This is a genomic window from bacterium, assembly GCA_035703895.1.
GTDB lineage: Bacteria > Sysuimicrobiota > Sysuimicrobiia > Sysuimicrobiales > Segetimicrobiaceae > Segetimicrobium.
The window spans coordinates 21,865-41,469 of sequence record DASSXJ010000169.1 but is presented as its reverse complement, the minus strand read 5'-3'; the positions used below and the strand labels follow the sequence as shown (position 1 = coordinate 41,469).

General features: G+C 66.4%; 17 protein-coding genes, 1 tRNA gene and 1 pseudogene. 17 read left to right on the top strand and 2 right to left on the bottom strand.

All coding sequences use genetic code 11. The annotated features are described in order from the left end of the window. Positions 1–705: 705 nt before the first annotated feature. The 7 genes from ssb (at position 706) to VFP86_12060 (ending at position 7,575) form a co-directional block, all read left to right on the top strand. On the top strand, positions 706–1,119 hold the full coding sequence (gene ssb, locus VFP86_12090; protein HET9000377.1) for a single-stranded DNA-binding protein: 414 nt from the start codon (positions 706–708) through the stop codon (positions 1,117–1,119). A gap of 332 nt (positions 1,120–1,451) precedes the next feature. Beyond that, entirely contained in the window at positions 1,452–2,294 is an 843-nt protein-coding gene (locus tag VFP86_12085) for a replication-relaxation family protein (GenBank protein HET9000376.1), read from the top strand. After that, a complete protein-coding gene (locus VFP86_12080) occupies positions 2,291–3,919 on the top strand; it encodes a type IV secretory system conjugative DNA transfer family protein (protein HET9000375.1) in 1,629 nt (542 codons plus the stop codon). Before VFP86_12085 ends, VFP86_12080 begins: the two co-directional genes overlap by 4 nt. A gap of 87 nt (positions 3,920–4,006) precedes the next feature. Beyond that, positions 4,007–4,798: a TatD family hydrolase gene (locus VFP86_12075; GenBank protein HET9000374.1), complete on the top strand. Its 792-nt coding sequence runs from the start codon at positions 4,007–4,009 to the stop codon at positions 4,796–4,798. 34 nt (positions 4,799–4,832) lie between these two features. After that, entirely contained in the window at positions 4,833–5,543 is a 711-nt protein-coding gene (locus VFP86_12070; GenBank protein HET9000373.1) for a hypothetical protein, read from the top strand. A 140-nt stretch (positions 5,544–5,683) separates the two neighbouring features. Beyond that, the gene (locus VFP86_12065; protein ID HET9000372.1) at positions 5,684–6,850 is read left to right on the top strand and encodes a M48 family metalloprotease; all 1,167 of its coding nucleotides are present in this window, start codon (positions 5,684–5,686) and stop codon (positions 6,848–6,850) included. A gap of 5 nt (positions 6,851–6,855) precedes the next feature. After that, the gene (locus VFP86_12060; protein ID HET9000371.1) at positions 6,856–7,575 is read left to right on the top strand and encodes a 2-phosphosulfolactate phosphatase; all 720 of its coding nucleotides are present in this window, start codon (positions 6,856–6,858) and stop codon (positions 7,573–7,575) included. A 4-nt stretch (positions 7,576–7,579) separates the two neighbouring features. Here VFP86_12060 and VFP86_12055 read toward each other — a convergent pair whose 3' ends face one another. Then, positions 7,580–8,212, bottom strand: a complete 633-nt coding sequence (locus VFP86_12055) for a glycosyltransferase (GenBank protein ID HET9000370.1) — start codon at positions 8,210–8,212, stop codon at positions 7,580–7,582. Positions 8,213–8,281: 69 nt separating this feature from the next. Between VFP86_12055 and VFP86_12050 the strand changes: the two genes are divergently transcribed. Further along, a complete protein-coding gene (locus VFP86_12050; protein ID HET9000369.1) occupies positions 8,282–9,307 on the top strand; it encodes a polymer-forming cytoskeletal protein in 1,026 nt (341 codons plus the stop codon). A gap of 43 nt (positions 9,308–9,350) precedes the next feature. Continuing rightward, positions 9,351–9,426, top strand: a tRNA-Arg gene (locus VFP86_12045). 16 nt (positions 9,427–9,442) lie between these two features. Here the strand turns inward: VFP86_12045 and VFP86_12040 are convergent. Then, positions 9,443–10,216: a methyltransferase domain-containing protein gene (locus VFP86_12040; GenBank protein ID HET9000368.1), complete on the bottom strand. Its 774-nt coding sequence runs from the start codon at positions 10,214–10,216 to the stop codon at positions 9,443–9,445. A 59-nt stretch (positions 10,217–10,275) separates the two neighbouring features. Between VFP86_12040 and VFP86_12035 the strand changes: the two genes are divergently transcribed. The 8 genes and pseudogenes from VFP86_12035 (at position 10,276) to VFP86_12000 (ending at position 19,604) form a co-directional block, all read left to right on the top strand. Continuing rightward, on the top strand, positions 10,276–10,686 hold the full coding sequence (locus VFP86_12035) for a hypothetical protein (protein HET9000367.1): 411 nt from the start codon (positions 10,276–10,278) through the stop codon (positions 10,684–10,686). 390 nt (positions 10,687–11,076) lie between these two features. Continuing rightward, positions 11,077–12,807: a biosynthetic-type acetolactate synthase large subunit gene (gene ilvB / locus VFP86_12030; protein HET9000366.1), complete on the top strand. Its 1,731-nt coding sequence runs from the start codon at positions 11,077–11,079 to the stop codon at positions 12,805–12,807. Positions 12,808–12,857: 50 nt separating this feature from the next. Then, on the top strand, positions 12,858–13,343 hold the full coding sequence (ilvN, locus tag VFP86_12025; GenBank protein ID HET9000365.1) for an acetolactate synthase small subunit: 486 nt from the start codon (positions 12,858–12,860) through the stop codon (positions 13,341–13,343). A gap of 14 nt (positions 13,344–13,357) precedes the next feature. Next, positions 13,358–14,407 (top strand): ketol-acid reductoisomerase, encoded by a 1,050-nt coding sequence (gene ilvC / locus VFP86_12020; GenBank protein HET9000364.1) that lies wholly within the window; start codon positions 13,358–13,360, stop codon positions 14,405–14,407. A gap of 34 nt (positions 14,408–14,441) precedes the next feature. Then, positions 14,442–15,983 (top strand): annotated as a pseudogene (locus VFP86_12015) (2-isopropylmalate synthase). A 12-nt stretch (positions 15,984–15,995) separates the two neighbouring features. Next, positions 15,996–17,570 (top strand): citramalate synthase, encoded by a 1,575-nt coding sequence (gene cimA, locus VFP86_12010; protein ID HET9000363.1) that lies wholly within the window; start codon positions 15,996–15,998, stop codon positions 17,568–17,570. After that, positions 17,567–18,649 carry a 3-isopropylmalate dehydrogenase gene (gene leuB / locus VFP86_12005; protein ID HET9000362.1) on the top strand — a complete coding sequence of 361 codons (1,083 nt, stop codon included), beginning with the start codon at positions 17,567–17,569 and terminating at the stop codon, positions 18,647–18,649. The genes cimA and leuB overlap by 4 nt, the downstream gene beginning before the upstream one ends. Positions 18,650–18,677: 28 nt before the next feature. Then, positions 18,678–19,604, top strand: a complete 927-nt coding sequence (locus VFP86_12000; protein HET9000361.1) for a ketopantoate reductase family protein — start codon at positions 18,678–18,680, stop codon at positions 19,602–19,604. The last annotated feature ends 1 nt before the right edge of the window (position 19,605 follow it).

Sequence of the window (19,605 nt, the reverse complement as noted above, 5' to 3'; positions counted from 1 at the left end):
CCCGGCTTTGCGTCGGTATTGAGTCCGATTCCAAAAACAGCTAAGAGCGAAGCGAGCGTCAGGGCAGCCCCGACTCTCATGCGAACCACCGCCTTCATATGCCTTTGTCGAATGGGGAGCATCTACAGTGTAGCAGAACGTTGAACCCAGTGTTTGTGGGAAGAAGTCAATTTGGGGTTAATTTGCACGTCCCGCGACCTTTGCACCGCAAAACCACCCGTTGGCACGGGATGGTAGGACCTCGGGCATCACGTATCGAGGTCCGTCGCTCTTTGTTGAACTAACTGGCCTTTGGCGTCGCTGTACGCCGGGTTGCGGGCGCCGCAGGGTAAACGTGGTTCAACGAACTTTGTAGAAAGAATCAGAGGTTGCCTATTTGACTGCCAGACCGGATACTGATGGTCGTGTTCCTCACGGCACCCTAGAATGTCCCGAACCCGCCGGAATCGGCCGGCTCGGCGCATCCTGTAAGCACGTCCATAAACACCTCTGCCGCGTTTCACCGCTATTGCCCGAACATATGTATATCTTGACATTATAACATCACTCTGTTACTCTGCAGGCAATGTACGGTGAGGATCTGTCGCAGGCCGATGGCAGCGGCAGGTGCAGACGGGGCGGCCCATCGTGGAGCCTCAGGTCGAAATCGCGTAGAGCTCCGGGTCACAGGTTCAGAGAGTATCTTTGATCGGAGAGGAGGGAGCGATGCTGAACCGCATTCAGCTGATTGGACGACTCACTCGAGATCCAGAACTACGCTACGTAAGCAACGGACATCCCATGGCGCAGTTTACGCTTGCCGTCGACCGCGACTTCAAGAATGCGGCGGGAGACCGCGACGCGGATTTTATCAACTGCGTTGCCTGGCGAAAGCTCGCAGAGCAGGTAGGACAATACTGCAGCCGTGGCCGCCTGGTCGCCGTAGAGGGGCGGCTCCAGACCCGTTCATACGAGACCCAGGACGGCGCACGCCGCCGGGTGACCGAAGTGATCGGCGATCGCGTGTGGTTCCTCGACAAGCCAAAGGTCGAGGCCGATGTCGATCGATCTTCCGAAGAGGCCGGGGAAGCTCATCCCGATGTGATCGAGGACCCTGAAGCCTCGCCCGAGAGCGCCTAACGTCAGCTGCGCCCGGCTGATCCATCCGCCCGGAGCTTTGGCCGGCGCACGTACCCCGTTTGCCCGCGGCCGCACTCCGGCCGTGACCTGCTAGCCTGATCCGCCCATCCTGATCGATCGGCGTTGAGGGGACCGCCGGACCGGAGGCCCGGTCGTGGAACCCTCATGCCCTGCGCTCCCCCCGCACGACCGGTTCACTATCATCGTCTCGTACCCCTCACCACGGGTGACGGCGTGCCGCCGGGTTCCCCCACAACGGCTTGACGTCGGCCGGCTATCCATGCAGCCCTGAGATCCGTGCGGTGACATCGGTAGGAAAGGAGATGATCGAAATGGGCTCCGACTCCGCGGCCGCGATCATGCGGATGACCCCGCGTGATTGCGCGCTCGTCACGCTTCTGCGCGAACTGCGCTACCTCACCACGACGCAGATCCGGCAAGCTTGCTTTTTCTCCGCGTCCCTCACGACCACGTCTCAGCGGCTGACGTTGCTGCGCCGTCGCGGGGTGATAGACTGTCTTACGCACCGGACGTTTGACGACCGCCGGGCATTCTGGTGCCTGACGCCCCTCGGCCGCGCGGTCGCGGCTCAACTTGGAGAATCTGTTCACGGAACACCCCGCTCGGACGCCCTGGCCGCCCTCCAGATGGATCACCTGATCGCCACGAACCAGATTTTCTGTGACCTGTGCACGCTGTACCGAGAGCGTCGCTTGGGACCGTTTCGCTGGTATGGAAGCCACCACGCCGGGGTTGATCTCGACGACACGCGCGTGGTCCCAGACGCCATGATCCTGGCCGCCGCGGCCGGTGGCGCCGCGTGGATGTACTGCGTTGAGCTCGATCAGGGGACAATGGCCGCCGCCGCTCTGGCCGCAAAGTTCAGGCGGTATCGTTACCTCCAGCGGGTGGCCGAGATGCGACGAGTAGAGCCCATCTGGGAGGCCCGCGCCTTGAGTTGGATCCTGTTCGCCTGCAAGGACGCCTGTCGCGCCGCTGTCGCCGCGCGGTTGGCCGCTGAGTCCGGCCTGGAGCGGTTCTGGGCCGGGACCGCGGCCGAACTTCCGGCGGGGCTCGCGGACTCGGTTGGCCTGGACCCGGTGCTTCCGCCGGACGCTCTGTTGGGGCTCTCGGGTGGGGTCGTCCCGCCGGATGGAACGGAGGGACGACGATGAGATGGTATCGGATCGGCCGGATCGTTCTTCTGGCAGCGGTGGTCTGGTTGGGAGCGCACGGCGGTCTTGCCGCGATGTCCTGGGCGCTCACGCTGACCGTGACGCTGATCATCGCGTTCCTGCGGGCTGGGCGCGTCTTGCAAGAACGGCCGAGCCCCCTGGCCGGCGCGCGTTGGGGGACCTGGAAGGATGCGGCTCCGTGCGCGGCCCGAGGTCCATTTCTGCTCGGCCTGTGGGGCCGCTCCCGGACGCCTCTCTACCTGACGGAGGAGCAACTCTCCGGCCACGTGCTGGTGGTGGGTCCGTCGAGGACCGGGAAGACCGCGGGGGCGATCGCCCCCAACCTCCTTCTTCGCGACCCTGCCCGCGAGAGTGTGGTGGTCCTCGATGTCAAGACCGGCCCGCGGTCCCTTTGGAACGTGACAGCGGGCCGGTATGGGGCGCGGGCCCACCTGTTCTGCCCTTACTTCGAGGGGTCGATTGGCTACAACCCGCTGTCCCGCGTTGACTCGATCGGATCGGCGCAACGCAAGGCGACCCTGCTCGTCCAGAACACGACGCCCCGGAATCTCTCTGGCGACGCGCACGTCTACGCCGCCGCCACCGCGGATCTCGCGATGCTGCTCTTTCTGCATGTGCAGCAGGACCGTCCTCGGGGCGGTCACACCGTTGGTGCCGTCTACCGCCTCGTTATGGGAGGGCCGGCGTGCATCCGGGAGACGCTCCGATCCAGCCGCGTCGCCGAGGTCCGCGAGCGGCACGGGATCTTCTCGGCGCGGGAGCGGCGCGTGCAGGAGGCGGCGGTCACCGGCCTGCTCGAACGGTTGGCGCCTTGGGCCGATCCGCTGGTGGTGGAGGCGACGGCACGTCACTTCGACTTGACCGCCTTGGGCCGGGGACCATCGGCGCTGTACATCCTGATGCCGGAGGCCGACGCCCCCCAGCAGCAGCCCTTGATCGCATGGTTGGTGGCGGATCTGCTCGATGAGTTGATCGAGCTGGCGGAACGCGAGGGACTCCGCGTCCCGGTGCGCGTGTATCTTGATGAGTTCCGGCAATTCGGATACCTCCCCGGCCTCAGCGAATCGCTCCCGACGCTCCGGGAGCGCGGGATCAGCGTCCTGCTCGGCGTCCAAGTGCTGAGTCAGATCGAGGAAGTCTACGGCCGGGTCGAAGCCCGGACCTTGGTCGGGAACACAGAGACAAAGCTGCTGTTCCGGGCTGGAGATCTCGAGACCGCCCGAATGATCAGCGCGTGGCTGGGCCGCACGACCGTCCCGGCCGTATCGGTGACGACCCGGGGCCGGGGAGATCGCAGCACGACGGTGCGTCCGCACGTCCGCCCACTTATGGCGGTTGAGGATCTCACGCGGATTCCCGACGGGGCGGTGATCGCACTGGCAGGCGCGGCTCGACCCCTCCCACTGTGGCAGGCGCGCTACTATGCGATCCGCGGCTTCTCAATCTCCCCTCCGCCGTTTCCGTTGCGCCGTCGGCCGGCGCCGCCCCTCGCCGTGGCCTCTCCGGACGCCGTGTCTGCAGCGCCTGCCCGTCGGGTTCCCCCACGGCCCTCTGGAGGCGTTCCGGGGCCCGCGGCAACCGGAGGAGAGCTCCCCGGCGCGTAGAAGCCGTCTCCAGCTGTCCGTCCACGGCGCCCGATCTTTGTGGGCGCCGTGGATGGGGTTTGTGTGCCGCCGCGCGAGAGGCCTGGGATGTGGATTGACGCACACGCACATCTGGATGCGCCCGCGTTCGATGCGGATCGCGACGAAGTGGTCGCGCGCGCCGCGTCGGCCGGTGTGGCGCTGATGGTCTCGGCCGGAACCTCGGTCGATGGGAGCCGCCGCGCGCTCGCGCTGGCTGAGCGATATTCCTCCGTGGTGGCCGCAGTGGGAATCCATCCTGAGGCGTCCGGGAACGCGACCCAGGCGGATTTCGAGGCGCTCGCCACGCTGGCCCGTCATCCTCGGGTTGTGGCGATCGGAGAGGTTGGGCTGGACTACTATCGCGACCACGCCCCTCGCACCCATCAGATCAAGGCGTTTCGGTCGCAGATCCGCCTTGCGCGCGAGGCGGATCTCCCGCTTGTCGTGCATGATCGCGAGGCGCACGAGGACGTGGAACAGATCCTCCGAGAGGAGGGGGCGGCCCGGGTCGTCCTCCATTGCTTTTCCGGCACTCCCGATATGGCCCTGCGCTGCGCGGCCGCCGGATGGATGCTCTCGTTTGCCGGCCCGCTCACCTTCGCGAAGTCCGCGGGACTGCGGGAGGTGGCAAGGGCCCTCCCGATCGATCGTCTGCTGGTGGAGACCGACGCCCCGTACCTGGCTCCGGAGCCGTTCCGAGGACGCCGGTGCGAACCGGCGTTTTTGGTCCACACCGCGCGCGCCCTGGCCGCCGCCCGCGGAACAGACAGTGCATCACTTGAAACCGCCCTCGCGCAGAATGCTCGGAGCGTCTTCGCGCTCTCGGACGAGGCGATCCGCCTCGCCGCCGGATCGTGATGCTCCGCTGGGTGCGCGACGCCGTGGCGACCCTATGAGCCGTTCCCGCGCGCGCGGGGCCGCGGCCTGGCTCGTCGGTGGGGTCGCGGCCGTGGCCTGCTACCTCGGAACCGTCTTACTCGCGTGGCCATTTCCCACGAGGCTGCTGTATGACGGTCTCGTTCCGCTGCCTCCCTACCGCTGGGTGCATCCACCGGCCTGGCGCGTGCGGGACAACCAGCCTGCCTTGCCGGGATCCGGGACCGTCGCCCTCGGTCCTCCGTCGCGGGCGTCCGAGATTTCCACCGATGACGATCAAGCCCTGGTCACTCTTCCCCAAGGCGTTCTCGCATCCCAGGCAGGCGAGTCGACGGTGAAGGTGAAGATTACCCCCCTCGATCCGGCCACGGTCGCTCCGCCCCCGAATGCGCGCCGCTTCGATGGAAACGCGTACAGGGTCGAAGCCAGTTATGCGGCTTCAGGAGCGCCGGCCGTGCTCACGGCTCCCGCCACCATCGTCCTCCGCTACCCGGTGCACGCCCCTCAGCTTCTACGGCTGGGCGAGCCGGCGTGGGTCCCTCTGACGGCGCAGGTGTTTACCGGCAGCCAGCAGGTTCTGGCGAACACGGATCGCTTGGGGGTCTTCATTGCCGCGGCCCCATATAACAGCCGCGGCGCCTCTCCGCGCACGGCACGGGCTGCGGTTCTTGGAGAGATCGTTGCCATCGCCGGACTGATCGCCGTCATGGTTGCCCGCCCTCGCTGAGAGAGTCCGTGCGCCCCGGCCCGGATCTTAGAAGGGTAAGGATGCAAAACCGTGGGTATAGATTGTATATAATGGAAGGGTGCGCGAGGGAGCCGGGCTTAGGACGGCGTTCACGGCTCCGTGATTCCGCGTAGAGGCCTATGCAGCGTCATCTCGGGTTCTCAAGACGGACACGGCAGGCGGCGACGGTCTTTCTCGGCGCGGCCCTCTGTGCGCTGCTTTTGCCCGTGGGTGCCCGCGCGGATCAGACGAGTGACGAGGTCAAGCTCGGCGCCCAGGCCGCCAAGGAGATCGAGTCTCATTTTCGGGTCGTCACCGATCCCGTGATGAACGATCGGCTCACCGCCGTGTCGGACACCCTCGTTCGGGTCGTGGACCGCCAGGATATTCAGTATCATTTCAAGATCATCGATATCCCCGGCGTGAACGCCCTCGGCGTCCCCGGCGGCTGGGTGTACGTTACCAGAGGAATGATGAAGTTCGTGCGGTCGGATCACGAACTCGCCGCGGTGCTGGCGCACGAGCTCACCCACGTAGCCCACCGGCACTACTTCATTCAACAGGAGCGACAGCGCCGCATGCTTCCGGCCCTCATCATCTCCGCGGCCATTGCGGTGCTGGCGCATTCGGCGGCACCGCTGTACGGTGTCGCGGTATCCACCCAGGGGGCCCTCGCCAACTATCAGCGCGATCTTGAGAAGGAGGCCGACCTCACCGGGATTACCTATCTTGCGAAGACGAACTACTCTCCGGTGGCGATGCTGACGCTCATGGAACATCTCGCCCAGGCGGACAAGCTGACCGGTCAGCCGGACTATGCGGAGCTGTACTACGATCACCCGAGGCCGGACGAGCGCGTCGCCTACATCCAGAGAGACCTGGTAACGCGCGGCGTCCCGATCGTCCGCCGGGTCGCGCAAGGGTACCTCCGGCTCGCGCTCGACCCGCAGTTTCCCGTCGACAACCAACCCGTCACCATCCTTGTGGACGGCCGGCCGGTCATTCAGTTGGGCGCAGGGGGGGCGGGGCAACCGGTGGCGGAGCGCGCCAAGGCGCTGCTCGACCGGCTCAATCTATTCTTCAACACCGATCCCGGGCCGTACGATGTCCGGGCCGTGAACATCACGGATCAGTGGTCGGTGATCGGCGGCCAGATCCGGTTGTTCGATGTCACCGCGCAAGACGCCGCGTTTTCCAAGATGTCCCCGCGGGCGCTGGCCGAGCAGTTCCGGAAGCAGCTGGCCGACGCGATCACGTACGACACGCAGAAGAGGAAGTTGGGCACGGGCGGGGGCGCGGTGTTCTAGCCCTGGTGGAAGTGCACGTCGCGTTCCTCCCCGAGGAAGCCGGGCCCCTCCGCGGCCGCATCGTTGTGGTGATCGATGTCATCCGGGCCACGACATCCGTGCTCGCCATGCTCGAAGGGGGTTGTGCCGAGGTGTTGATCGCGCCCACCCTTGAGGCGGCCCGGACCTATCGCCGAGCACACTCAGAGGTCTTGCTGGCAGGCGAGCAGCACGGGCGCACGCCGGTCGGGTTCGACTTCGGGAACAGCCCCCCCGCATTCTCGGACGCTCGCCTGGCCGGGCGGCGCGTGGTGTTTGCGACCACAAACGGCACCCGGGCCGTCCATGCGGCCCGTGACGGTGCCGCCATCTTCATGGGCTGTCTTCGCAACCGAACGGCGGCGGCCCGGGTCGCCCTCGCAGCGGCGGCCGGAGCCGATCACGAGCTCTCCGTGATGTGCGCGGGTCGAGAAGGTCGGTTCAGTCTCGATGACGCGTACACAGCGGGCGCTATCGTAGCAGCCGCCGTGGATCTGCAACCCGATCTCACCCTGACGGATGCCGCGTCGGCGGCCCGGATGCTCTACCGAAGCGTAGAGGATCCGGCCGTGCTGTTCCGCCAGACACGCGCCGGACAGAATGTGATCGAGATTGGGCTGGCGGGCGATCTCGACTACTGCGCCGAGGTCGATCGGTCGTCACTGGTACCCAAGGTGGGAGAGCGCGTGCGGATGGTGGCGGGGTGAAGCGTTACGCCTTGGCGCCACCGTTTCGGCCGCTCCACTTGGCGATCTGCCAGGTTGCCTTGAGCTTGCCCACGTACCCCCTGAGGAATCCATGCTTTTCCTGTTTCGGGATGTGAGTCAAGTGGCCCAACTCCACGGTGCACGCCCGAAGACCGGACGTCTTGACATGCCGGCTCAGGACCGCTTCGATCCCGAATCCAGTGTTCTCGAGGTTGGGGATCGCCTCCAGGACCTCTCGTTTCAATGCCCGCTGTCCGGAGAAGTTGGGGAACAGTGTTTGAATCAAATCGCGCTTGATCTGGCCGACGCTGACGACCGCCCTGCCGGCCAGGACGGGAGTGAGGAGATCCTCGATGTGCTTGGTGGTGAGCCCGACGAGATCGCCATCCAGCAGAAGGATGACCTGGGCCGGCGTGGATTCGAGCCCGGCGGCGATGGCCCCGCCTTTTCCCATGTTTTCGGAAAGTTCGATCACACGCGCCCCGTGTCGTTGCGCAGCTAGCACGGTCGCGTCACGGGAGCCGTCGCTGACGACGATCACGTCGTCGACGAGGGGACACCGCCTCACTGCCCCGACGACATCGCCGATGGTCCGTTCCTCGTTGAACGCCGGAATGATCGCCGCGATTCGAGGCATGGCCCCTCCTGGGCGGCCTCTATTCCAGTGCCGCAAAAGGAATTCCTCCTCACGCACGGAGCGTGAACGATGATGACGACGACACAGAGATCTCTCAGGCCACGCACGATGCTGCTCATCCTCGCCGTCGTGCTGGGTGCCGTGTTGATCAGCGGAAATGTCACCCCATCGTCGGCGAAGGAGCTGCTCTTGAAGGTGGGGGATCTCCAGGTGCCGGCCGGCACCGCGGTGTACGGGGACGTGGTTGCCGTCGGTGGAACCGCCTATGTGGACGGCACCGTTGAGGGCGATGCGGTCGCGGTCGGCGGCAACGTCGAGATCCGCGGGCACGTCGCCGGCTCGGTACGCGCAGCGGGTGGGAATGTCGTACTGTACTCGACCGCGATCGTCGGCGGTGAAGTGACCTCGGTGGGCGGGTCGGTGTGGCGCGAGCCCGGAGCCTCGATCGGCGGCCGGCGCTCGACGCCATCGCCGCCGCCGACGTACCTTCCGGTGCCGGGGCCGATTCCGCCGGGGAGTGAGTCCGTGCCTCCCGCGTCGTGGTGGTTCCCCGGCATGTTTGCCGCTGCGTTCCTCATGCTCAAGTCGCTGTTCTGGCTCATTCATCTGACCCTGGTGATCCTGTTCGTCGGTTCGGCGTGGCTGCTTGCCGCGCTTTTCCCCGGTCCGCTCGCCCGGCTCGGCGGTGTGCTCGAGCGCGATCCGGTGCTGGCCCTCGGCGCGGGACTCTTGGGGTGGCCCCTCGTTGCCGTGATCACTGCCGTATTGATCGTCAGCGTCGTGGGGCTCACACTGGTGCTGCTGGTCCCGATCGCCGTCTTCACCGCGGTGCAGTTCGGCGCGACCGCCGTGGCCCTCGTCGTGGGGCGGCGGATCCGGCCCTCCGGCCCCGTCCGCGAGGTCATCATCGGCGCCGTCCTCCTTGCGATCGTGTTTAGCATTCCCGGCCTCGGAGGTCTGCTCGGGCTCGCCGTGGCGACGTGGGGGCTCGGGGCGGTGCTCCTGGTGCTTGTCGGTGAGCGACGGTTCCGCCAACCGCCGGCTCCCCAGGCTCCATCGCCGCAGCAACCACAGGGACCAACGGCGACGGTCTGAGATGAGTCGCGCAGCGGCGGTCCTCTGCTATAATAATGGAAGCGCGCCCGTAGCTCAGCGGATAGAGCGCCGGCCTCCGGAGCCGTAGGTCGGGGGTTCAAATCCCTCCGGGCGCGCCAGAGCTTACCTGATAGGTTACCGCTTCACGCCCAGGATGACGACCTCGGGCCACGCGAAGCAGACATCCCCGGGTACGGACTCGATCCGGAACGCCGAACGCGCGTCAGGGCCGGCGCCGGCTAGGCTGGCGCGCAGCGAGGCCGCGTTGGACTCCGGGATGCCGCTCCGCCGGACCCAATCGCTGAACACCAGCGGCACATGCGTCATAGTATCCGCGTCCACCTCGAGGCCGCTCTCCTCGAGCATCGCCCGCAACAGACTCGGGGGATGATTCGCGACGTGTGAGGGATCGCGCCTCACCTCCCATTCGTTCATCAGCGCCGCGAGTTCTGGGGCCTCGGGCGTGCAGGTGTCATCGAGGATGACGCGGCCTCCGGGGGACGCCACGCGTGCCATCTCCGAGAAGGCCCGAGCGAGGTTCGGAAAATGATGAGCCGCGTGGCGGCACGTCACGAGGTCGAATGTGTTGTCCCGGAACGGCACGGCCTCGGCGTCTCCCAAGCAAAACCGGACGTTGGACACCCTTCGTTCGCCGGCGAGCCGCCGCGCCTCGCGCACCATCCCGAGGGTGAGGTCCAATCCGATGACCCGGCGGCACTGCGGCGCCACGGCGAGCGCGGTGAACCCGGTGCCTGTGGCGATATCCAGTGCGCGCGCGCCCGAAGCCGGCGCCGCGAGGCGGAGAAGCTCCGCCAGCCCCGTAGACTCGCGGTGGACCTGACTGACTGTATATAAGGAAGCCTGACGTCCGAACTGCGCCTGCACAGCCTGCTTGCGGTCCTTGCTCATCATCGTGCTCCGGCAGGAGCTCCGTGCGATCGACCGAACCTCACCGCGGTGAACGCGCTATGAGCCTCGCGCAGTGGCATGCCAACACGCTCCTCATCTTCCTCACGCTGTTGGGGGATGGACTGTGCATCGCCCTGGCCGCGTTCGGCGATCTCACCCGGCGCCATACCATGCCGCACGTTTTCTGGTGGATTCTGTGGCTCGCCCAAATTCCCCTCGGCGTGCAAGTCGCCCTCGGGATCGCCTTGCTCGCCGGCGGAGCCCACCCGCGAACGGCGTACCATCTCATGTATGGTGCCCTGATTCTCGCCACGCTGGTGGGCCTGGTCGGCCTGAGGCCCGGGGGATGGATTCACCGGAGATCTGGAGAGGACGCACATTTTCGAGAATCGCGGTGGCTCGTGCTCGTCTGCCTGTTTCTCGCTGCGCTTGTCCTCCGCGCATATATGACCGGCGTGTTGGGCCGGTAAGAGGTCATCCCGTACCGCTTCACCCTGTTCACCCAAGGTTTATTTGACAAAACCCGCCGGGTTTGGTACAGTCGGCGGTAACTTCCATACCGGGCAATGAAGAGAGCGGGACGCAGCACATCGGATCCGAGAGAGCTGGGTCAGGTGTGAGCCAGTATCCGACGCTGCGGCCTCTCATCTCTGAGCTGCGGGAACCAAAGGTCGCCGCACAGGGCGCCGAGTAGCACCCGCCGGAACCCGCCGAGATCGGGGACGAGAGCCGTCCGGGCCGAAATGCCGGGACGGAATTAAGGTGGTACCGCGGGGAGTCCCGTCCTTAGAGGGCTTCGCGCGGTTTCTCTTTTATGTAGGAATGTCGCGTCGCTGGGATGCGCGAAAGGGGACACGAGCATGGCTCGACAGACGATGCCCGCGGCAAAGCAGGTTGCGGCCGGCGCCACCAAGCGCATGTCCGGAGCCCGCGCGCTCATCGAATGTCTCGATCGCGCCGGGGTGGAGGTCATGTTCGGGCATCCGGGAGGCGCGGCGCTCCCACTCTACGATGCGCTGTACGATGCCCGGCAGATCCGGCACGTGCTGGTCCGCCACGAGCAGGTCGCAGCCCACGCGGCTGTCGGCTATCACCGCGTCACCGGAAAGGTCGGCGTGTGTATGGCGACCTCCGGCCCGGGCGCGACCAACCTTCTCACGGGGATTACCGACGCGATGATGGATTCGGCGGGTATCGTGGCGATCACCGGGCAGGTCAGCACCCTCGCGATCGGGACCGACGCGTTCCAGGAGGCCGACGTGATGGGCATGACGATGTCGATCACGAAGCACAACTGCCTCGTTCAGACGGCGACCGACCTCCCTCGGATGGTCCTGCAGTGTTTCTTGATTGCCGCAACGGGGCGTCCGGGACCGGTGCTGGTGGACATTCCGCGTGACGTCGCCCAGACCGAGACGGAGTTCGAATTTCCCGAGCAGGTCACCCTGCGCAGCGGCAAAGTGCCGCCCGCGGTCCCGAGCCCCAACCAGATCGCGGCCGCCGCCGCGCTGCTGAGCCAGGCCTCCCGGCCGATCGTCTACGCGGGGGGGGGGATCATCAGCAGCAACGCCGCGCCGGAGTTGACGGCCTTTGCCCGCAAAGCCCGGATCCCCGTGACCACGACGCTGATGGGAAAGGGGGGATTCCCGGAAACGGATCCGCTCTCGCTTGGCATGCTCGGGATGCACGGCACCGCGTACGCCAACTTCGCCATCAACGCCGCCGACATCATCCTCGCGGTGGGCGTGCGATTCGACGACCGAGTGACCGGCCGCCTCAAGGACTTCGCGCCACAGGCCAGGTTCATTCACATCGATATCGACCCGGCGGAGATCGGCAAGAACAAGCCGGCCCACGTCCCGATCGTCGGAGACGCCCGGGAGGCGCTCCGTGTACTCGCCGCGCAGGTGACCCCGCCGGATTGCGAGGCCTGGCATCGGCAGATCGCCGAGTGGAAGGAGCGTCACCCGCTCCGGTACCGCCAAGAGGGCGACACGATCAAGCCGCAGTTTGCGATCGACGCGATCTACCGGGCGACTGGGGGGCGGGCCATCGTGGTCACCGATGTCGGCCAGCACCAGATGTGGGCTGCCCAGTTCTATCTTTCGACACAACCCCGCACGTGGGTCACCTCCGGCGGCCTCGGCGCGATGGGGTTCGGGTTCCCGGCCGCAGTGGGGGCGCAGATGGGGCGGCCTGATGCGCTCGTCTGCGCGATCGTGGGCGACGGCGGGTTCCAGATGACGCTCCAGGATTTGGCGACCGCGGTGGAATGGGGTCTCCCGATTAAGATCTACATCATCAACAACAAATGCCTGGGCATGGTCCGGCAGTGGCAGCAGCTGTTCTACCGGGAGCGGTACTCGCACGTCTGGCTGCGGAACCCTGATTTCGCCAAAGTGGCCGAGGCGTTCGGCGCGGTCGGCATCGCGGTCCACCGGCCGGAAGAGGTCGCCCCGGCGATCGAGCGGTCGCTAGAGGTCACCGACCGGCCGTGCGTCGTCGACGTGCAGTGCGATCCGGGCGAGAACTGCTACCCGATGATCCCGTCTGGACAATCCATCAAGGAGATGATCATCGAGGGAACGTGAGGACGTCGGTGCTGGACGTGCTGACCGGGGCGCCGGTCCCGGTGCGGAGGATGAAGCATACCATCTCGGTGCTGGTCGACAACACGCCCGGCGTCCTGACGAAGGTGTCGGGTCTCTTCCGCCGTCGAGGCTACAACATCCACAGCCTGGCGGTCGGGGTGACCGAGCAGCCCACGGTCTCCCGCATGATCATCGCCGTGGACGGCGAGCCCGAGGTCCTTGAACAGATCATCAAGCAGCTCAATAAGCTCATCGAGGTCATCAAGGTCAACGATGTCACCGGGTTCAGCACCGTCGATCGGGAACTGGCGTTGATCAAGCTCAACGCCACACCGGCGACGCGAATGGAGATCATGGAGATCTGCAACGTTTTTCGGGCGAACGTCGTCGACTTGACCGAGAAGACGATGACTCTGGAAGTGACCGGGCGGTCGGACAAGATCGACGCGATCCTGTCGCTGGTGCAAAAGTACGGGATTCGGGAGATGGTGCGAACCGGCCAGGTGACGCTGGTCCGGGGTACCCAGCCCACCTAAGGAGGCCCGCACGAATGCCGGCCAAGGTGTACTACGAGCAGGACGCCAACCTGAACCTTCTCCGCGGCAAGCGCGTGGCCGTGATCGGCTACGGGAGTCAGGGGCACGCGCAGGCCCAAAACCTGCGGGACAGCGGGGTCTCGGTGGTGGTCGGCCTGTACAAAGGCAGCCGGTCCTGGGAGCTCGCGGCCCAAGATGGCCTCGAGGTCACGACCGTGCCGCAGGCGGCCGCCCAGTCCGACATCATCCAGATCCTCATCCCGGATGAGATTCAGGCGCGGGTCTTCCGCGAGGAGATCCTGCCTCACCTGACGGGCGGCAAGGCGATCGGCGTTTCCCACGGTTTCAGCATCCATTTCAATCAGATCGTGCCGCCGGCCGACGCCGACGTGTTCATGATCGCGCCGAAGAGCCCGGGGCACCTGCTCCGCCGGATGTATGTCGAGGGGAGGGGGGTCCCCTCGCTGCTGGCCGTGCACCAGGATTTCACCGGGAAGGCCAAGGCCCTGGCGCTCGCCTACGCCCACGGGATCGGCAGCCTGCGCGCCGGCGTGATCGAGACGACGTTCCGGGAGGAAACCGAGAGCGATCTGTTCGGAGAACAGACCGTCCTCTGCGGGGGAATCACGGAGCTGATCAAGGCGGGGTTCGAGACGCTCGTGCAGGCCGGCTACGCCCCGGAGATCGCCTACTTCGAGTGCCTCCATGAGATGAAGCTCATCGTGGACCTCATCTATGAGGGTGGGCTGGGGTTGATGCGGTATTCGGTGAGCAATACCGCGAAGTACGGGGATTTCACGCGGGGGTCCCGGATCATCACCGAGGAGACCCGCGCGGAGATGCGGCGGATTCTCGCCGAGATCCAAACCGGCGTCTTTGCCAAGGAATGGATCCTCGAAAACGAGGCCGGCCGGCCCGTGTTCAATGCCCGATACCGCCAGGAGGCCGAGCATCCCATCGAGGAGATCGGGCGCCACCTGCGGGCCATGATGCCGTGGTTGCGGCGCGACGGCAACGCGCCGCGGCCCGCCGGGAGGAAAACCGAAGCGAAGGCCAAGCGGTAAGCAGGCTCGCGGGACGCACCGAACGACGCAGGAGGAGCAGGCCATGGAGCGGATTCGGATCTTCGACACCACCTTGCGGGACGGCGAGCAATCTCCCGGGTTCACGATGAATACCGAGGAGAAGCTCGAGGTCGCCCGGGCGCTCGAAGCGCTGCGCGTGGACATCATCGAAGCCGGGTTTCCCATCAGCAGCAAGGGTGACCTCGAGGGCGTTCAATTGATCGCGCGCGAGGTGCGGGAGGCCACGATCGCCGGGCTGGCCCGAGCGAATCGCCAGGACATCGACGCGGTCGTCGAGGGAGTGCGGGAGGCCGCGCGCCCCCGGATCCATACGTTCATCGCCACGTCTCCGATTCACATGGAGCACAAGCTCCGGATGACTCCCGACCAGGTGTATGAGGCGTCGGTCGAAGCGGTGCGATACGCGCGGCGGTTTGCGGACGACGTCGAGTTCTCCGCGGAGGACGCCAGCCGGTCGGATCAGGAGTTTCTGTGCCGCGTGTTCGAGGGCGCGATCAAGGCCGGCGCGACGACGATCAACGTCCCCGATACCGTGGGCTACGCCTCCCCCGAGGAGTACGCGTCCTTGCTCCGGACGCTCATGGAGCGCGTCCCCAACAGCGACAAAGTCATCTGGAGCGTCCACTGCCACGATGATCTCGGACTGGCGGTGGCCAACTCCCTGGCGGCGGTGCAGGTGGGCGCCCGCCAGATCGAGTGCACGATGAATGGGATCGGCGAGCGCGCCGGCAACGCGTCGCTCGAGGAGCTCGTGATGGCGCTCCACACTCGCCGGAACCACTACAAGCTCGAGACGTCCGTCGACACGACGAAGATCTATCGCACGAGCCGCCTCATCAGCGCGATCACCGGCATTCCCGTCCAGCCCAACAAGGCCGTGGTCGGCGACAACGCCTTCGCCCACGAGGCCGGGATCCATCAGCACGGCGTCCTGGCCAACCGTGAGACGTATGAGATCATGACCCCGGAGGCGATCGGCATCCCCAGCAACAAGCTCGTGCTCGGTAAGCACTCTGGCCGCCACGCCTTCAAGAACCTCCTGGAAAGCAACGGGGTGCGGCTGTCTGATGTCGACCTGCAGCGCGCGTTTGAGGAGTTCAAGGCGCTCTGTGACAAGAAGAAGCAGGTCACGACCGACGACATCCTGGCGCTGGTCGAAGGCGAGCTGCGGGGGACGCCGCATACCTTCGGATTGAAGTCCTTTCACATCTCCACGAGCAGCACACTCCCCCCGATGGCGTCGATCACGCTGACCCGGGGTCGGGAGCTGTTTACCCAGGAAGCCACCGGAGACGGTCCGGTGGATGCGATGTACAACGCCATCAACAAGATCGTCGGCCTGAGCCCGTCCCTGGCGGACTACGCGATCAAGGCCGCCACCGGGGGGACCGATGCCATCGGTGAAGCGACGGTCAAGGTGCGTGACGGGGACGGACTCTTTATCGGGCGTGGGACGAGCACCGACGTCCTGGAGGCGAGCGCGAAGGCGTACCTCGCCGCCGTCAACAAGATTATCCATGAGCGCCAGCACTGGATGACCAACGTCTACAGCTAGCCCGTGGCCGCCGTGCGCATCGCCCTCTACGACACCACCCTCCGGGACGGCACCCAGGGCGCCGGGATTACCCTGTCGGCCCAGGACAAGCTCGCGATCGCGGAGCGGTTGGACGACTTTGGCGTCGATTATATCGAAGGCGGCTGGCCGGGCAGCAACCCGAAAGACCTGGAATTCTTCGCGCAGGCCGCCGTCCGCTCGTGGCGGCACGCGCGGATCACCGCGTTCGGGAGCACGCGCCGCGCGGGGATCGCACCGGAGCAGGACGAGAATCTCCAGATGATGCTGGCGGCCGGCACCCCCACTGCCGCCGTGTTCGGGAAGACGTGGGATCTGCACGTGCGGGAAGCGCTGCGCACCACGCTCGACGAAAACCTGCGGATGATCGAAGACTCGGTGCGGTATCTTAAGGCCCGGGGTGTCGAGGTCGTCTACGATGCCGAGCACTATTTCGATGGCTGGAAAGCCAACCCGGACTATGCGCGCGCGACCCTGGCCGCCGCCCGATCCGGCGGGGCCGACGTCGTCGTCCTCTGCGACACCAACGGCGGATGCCTGCCGTTTGAGATTCGCGCAGGCCTCGAGGCTGCGCGGGCGGCGATCGATGGGCCGCTCGGCATCCATACGCACAACGACGGCGAGGTGGGAGTCGCCAACGCGATCGTAGCGGTCAGGGCCGGGGCCGTGCACGTTCAGGGCACCGTCAACGGCATCGGCGAGCGGTGCGGCAACGCCAACCTCATCTCGATCATCCCGAACCTGCAGCTGAAGCTGGGATACGAGTGTGTGCCGGAGGCCTCCCTCCGCCGTCTTGGGGAGCTCGCCCGGTTTGTGAGCGAGCTGGCCAACATGGCTCCGAATGAATACCAGCCGTTCGTGGGGAAGAACGCCTTTGCGCACAAGGGCGGCGTCCACGTGAGCGCCGTCATGGCCCATCCGCCGACGTATGAGCATGTGCCTCCGGAATCGGTCGGCAACGAGCGCCGCGTGGTGGTGAGCGACCTCTCCGGGCGGGCGAACGTGCTCTACAAGGCCGAAGAGATGGGACTGGACCTTAGTAAGGACCGGCCGGAAGTCCGCGAGATCCTCGGCCAGCTCAAGCAGCTGGAACATGCCGGGTTTCAGTTTGAGGGCGCTGAGGCGTCGTTCGAACTCTTGGTGCGGCGGACGTTGGGCCAGCACCGCCCCGCGTTCACCCTCAAAGGGCTGCGGATCATGGTCGAGAAGGGGCCCCACGGAGAGGCGGCCGCGGAAGCGAGCATCCGTCTGGCCGTCGACGGCCAGGAAGAGCACACCGCGGCCGAAGGGAACGGCCCGGTGCACGCGCTCGACCGCGCGCTCCGCAAGGCGCTCGAGCGCTTCTACCCGGAGATCGGCAAAGTGCGTCTGGTCGACTACAAGGTGCGCGTGCTGAACGCCGACGCCGCCACGGCGGCCAAGGTGCGGGTGCTGATCCAGTCGACGGACGGCGTCCGGACGTGGGGGACCGTCGGGGTCTCGGAGAACGTGGTCGAGGCATCTTGGCAGGCCCTCGTCGACAGCCTGGAGTACGTGCTGCTCGGTGAACGGGTTGGGGCATCGCGATGAGCGCTGCACGCACTCGTCGCGTTGCCGTCATCCCCGGGGACGGCATCGGCCGCGAGGTCATCGGCGAGGCCGTGCGGGTGCTGGCGGAGGTCGATCGCCGGTACGAGCTTGGGCTCGAGTTTGAGGAGGGCATCGCGGGGGGCGGAGCGATCGACGCCGTCGGTCATCCCATCCCCGAGCACACGATAGAGCTGTGCCGGCGTTCCGAGGCGATCTTGCTCGGGGCGTGCGGTGGCCCGAAGTGGGACCGCGGCCCGCGAGAGCTGCGCCCCGAGCAGGCGCTGTTCACGCTGAGGAAGACCTTTGGGCTCTACGCCAACCTGCGCCCGGCCACGATATCTCCCGCCCTCCTGGCCGCTTCTCCGTTGCGGCGGGAGGTGGTCGAAGGCGCAGACATCCTCATCGTCCGTGAGCTGACCGGGGGCTTGTACTTCGGCGCGCAGTCCCGCACCGGGCAGGGCCGCGAGGTCGCGGCGATGGATACCTTGCCGTACTCGGCCGCCGAGGTGCGCCGGGTCGTCCGCAAGGCCTGTGAATTCGCCCGGACGCGGCCCCGTCGCAAAGTCACCTCCGTGGACAAGGCCAACGTGCTCGAGACCTCCCGGCTGTGGCGCGAAGTCGCGACCGAGGCGGCGGGAGAGTTTTCGGACGTGAGGGTCGAGCATATGCTTGTGGACAACTGCGCGCTGCAACTCGTGGTCAACCCCAAACAGTTCGACGTTATCGTGACCGAGAATATGTTCGGCGACATCCTGAGTGATGAAGCGGCGGGCGTGATGGGGTCGCTCGGCCTGATGCCGTCGGCCAGCCTTGGCGACCACCCGCCGGGGTTGTTCGAGCCGGTGCACGGGACCGCGCCCGACATCGCCGGCAAAGGGATCGCGAATCCGCTGGCCGCGATCTTGACCGGCGCGCTCCTGCTTCGCTACGGACTCGGTCACGAAGCCGCCGCGTCGGCGATCGAAGAAGCGGTTCTTCGCGCACTGGCGGACGGAAGCCGGACGGCGGACATGGCCGGCAACCGCCCCGCGCTCGGGACCGCAGCGATGACCGATGCCGTCCTCGCCCGGTTCCACTGATCAGCGGTCATCCATGCGGATTCTGGTGATGGGAACTGGTGGTCTGGGGGGCTACTTTGGGGGCCTCCTCCAGCGGGCCGGCGAAGAAGTGGTCTTCGTTGCCCGGGGCGCTCACCTGCGCGCGCTCCAGTCGGGCGGCCTCCGGGTCACGAGCCCCGACGGCGATTTCACCCTGCCGGTCCGCGCAACCGACCGCGCGGCCGAAGCCGGGCCTGTGGACCTCGTGCTGTTTGCCGTCAAGACGTACGATTTCGCCTCTGCGGCGGAGGCGATCCGGCCGGTGGCGGGCCCCGACACCGCGATCCTCTGCCTGCAGAACGGGGTTGAGACCGAGGACCGGCTGGGAGAGATGTATGGTCACCGGCACGTCCTGGGCGGGGTCACCTACGTCTCCGCCGTGATCGAGAGCCCCGGCGTGATCGCCCACACCGGCTCGACCGGGGACATCATCTTTGGCGAGATGGACGGTCGAACGACGGCCCGGGTCCGCGCGATCGAGACGATGCTCGCGCGTGCGGGTGTGGCGGCCGAGGCGACAGAGGTGATCCGACTCCGGCTGTGGGAGAAGTTTGTCTTCATCTGCGCGAATGCGGGCATGACCGCCACGACGCGTGTCCCCGTGGGAGAGGTGTTGTCGCATGCCGAATCCCGTGCCATGTATCGCGGGCTGATGGAGGAAGCCGCGGCAGTGGGGGCCGCCAAGGGGATCCCTCTCGACAACGTCGTGGAGCGGCAGATGGCAGTGGCGGAGCGATTGGTGAAGGGCAGTGGGTTTGACACGCGTTCGTCCCTCTACAACGATCTCGCGGCGGGCCGGCGGATGGAGCTCGACGCTCTCTGCGGCGCGGTTGTCCGGATGGGGCGCCAATACGGTGTGCCCACGCCTCTGAACTTTGCAGTCGTCGCGGTGCTCCGCCCTCATGAGCGGAAGGCTGCGGCCACCCACGGCGCGTAGC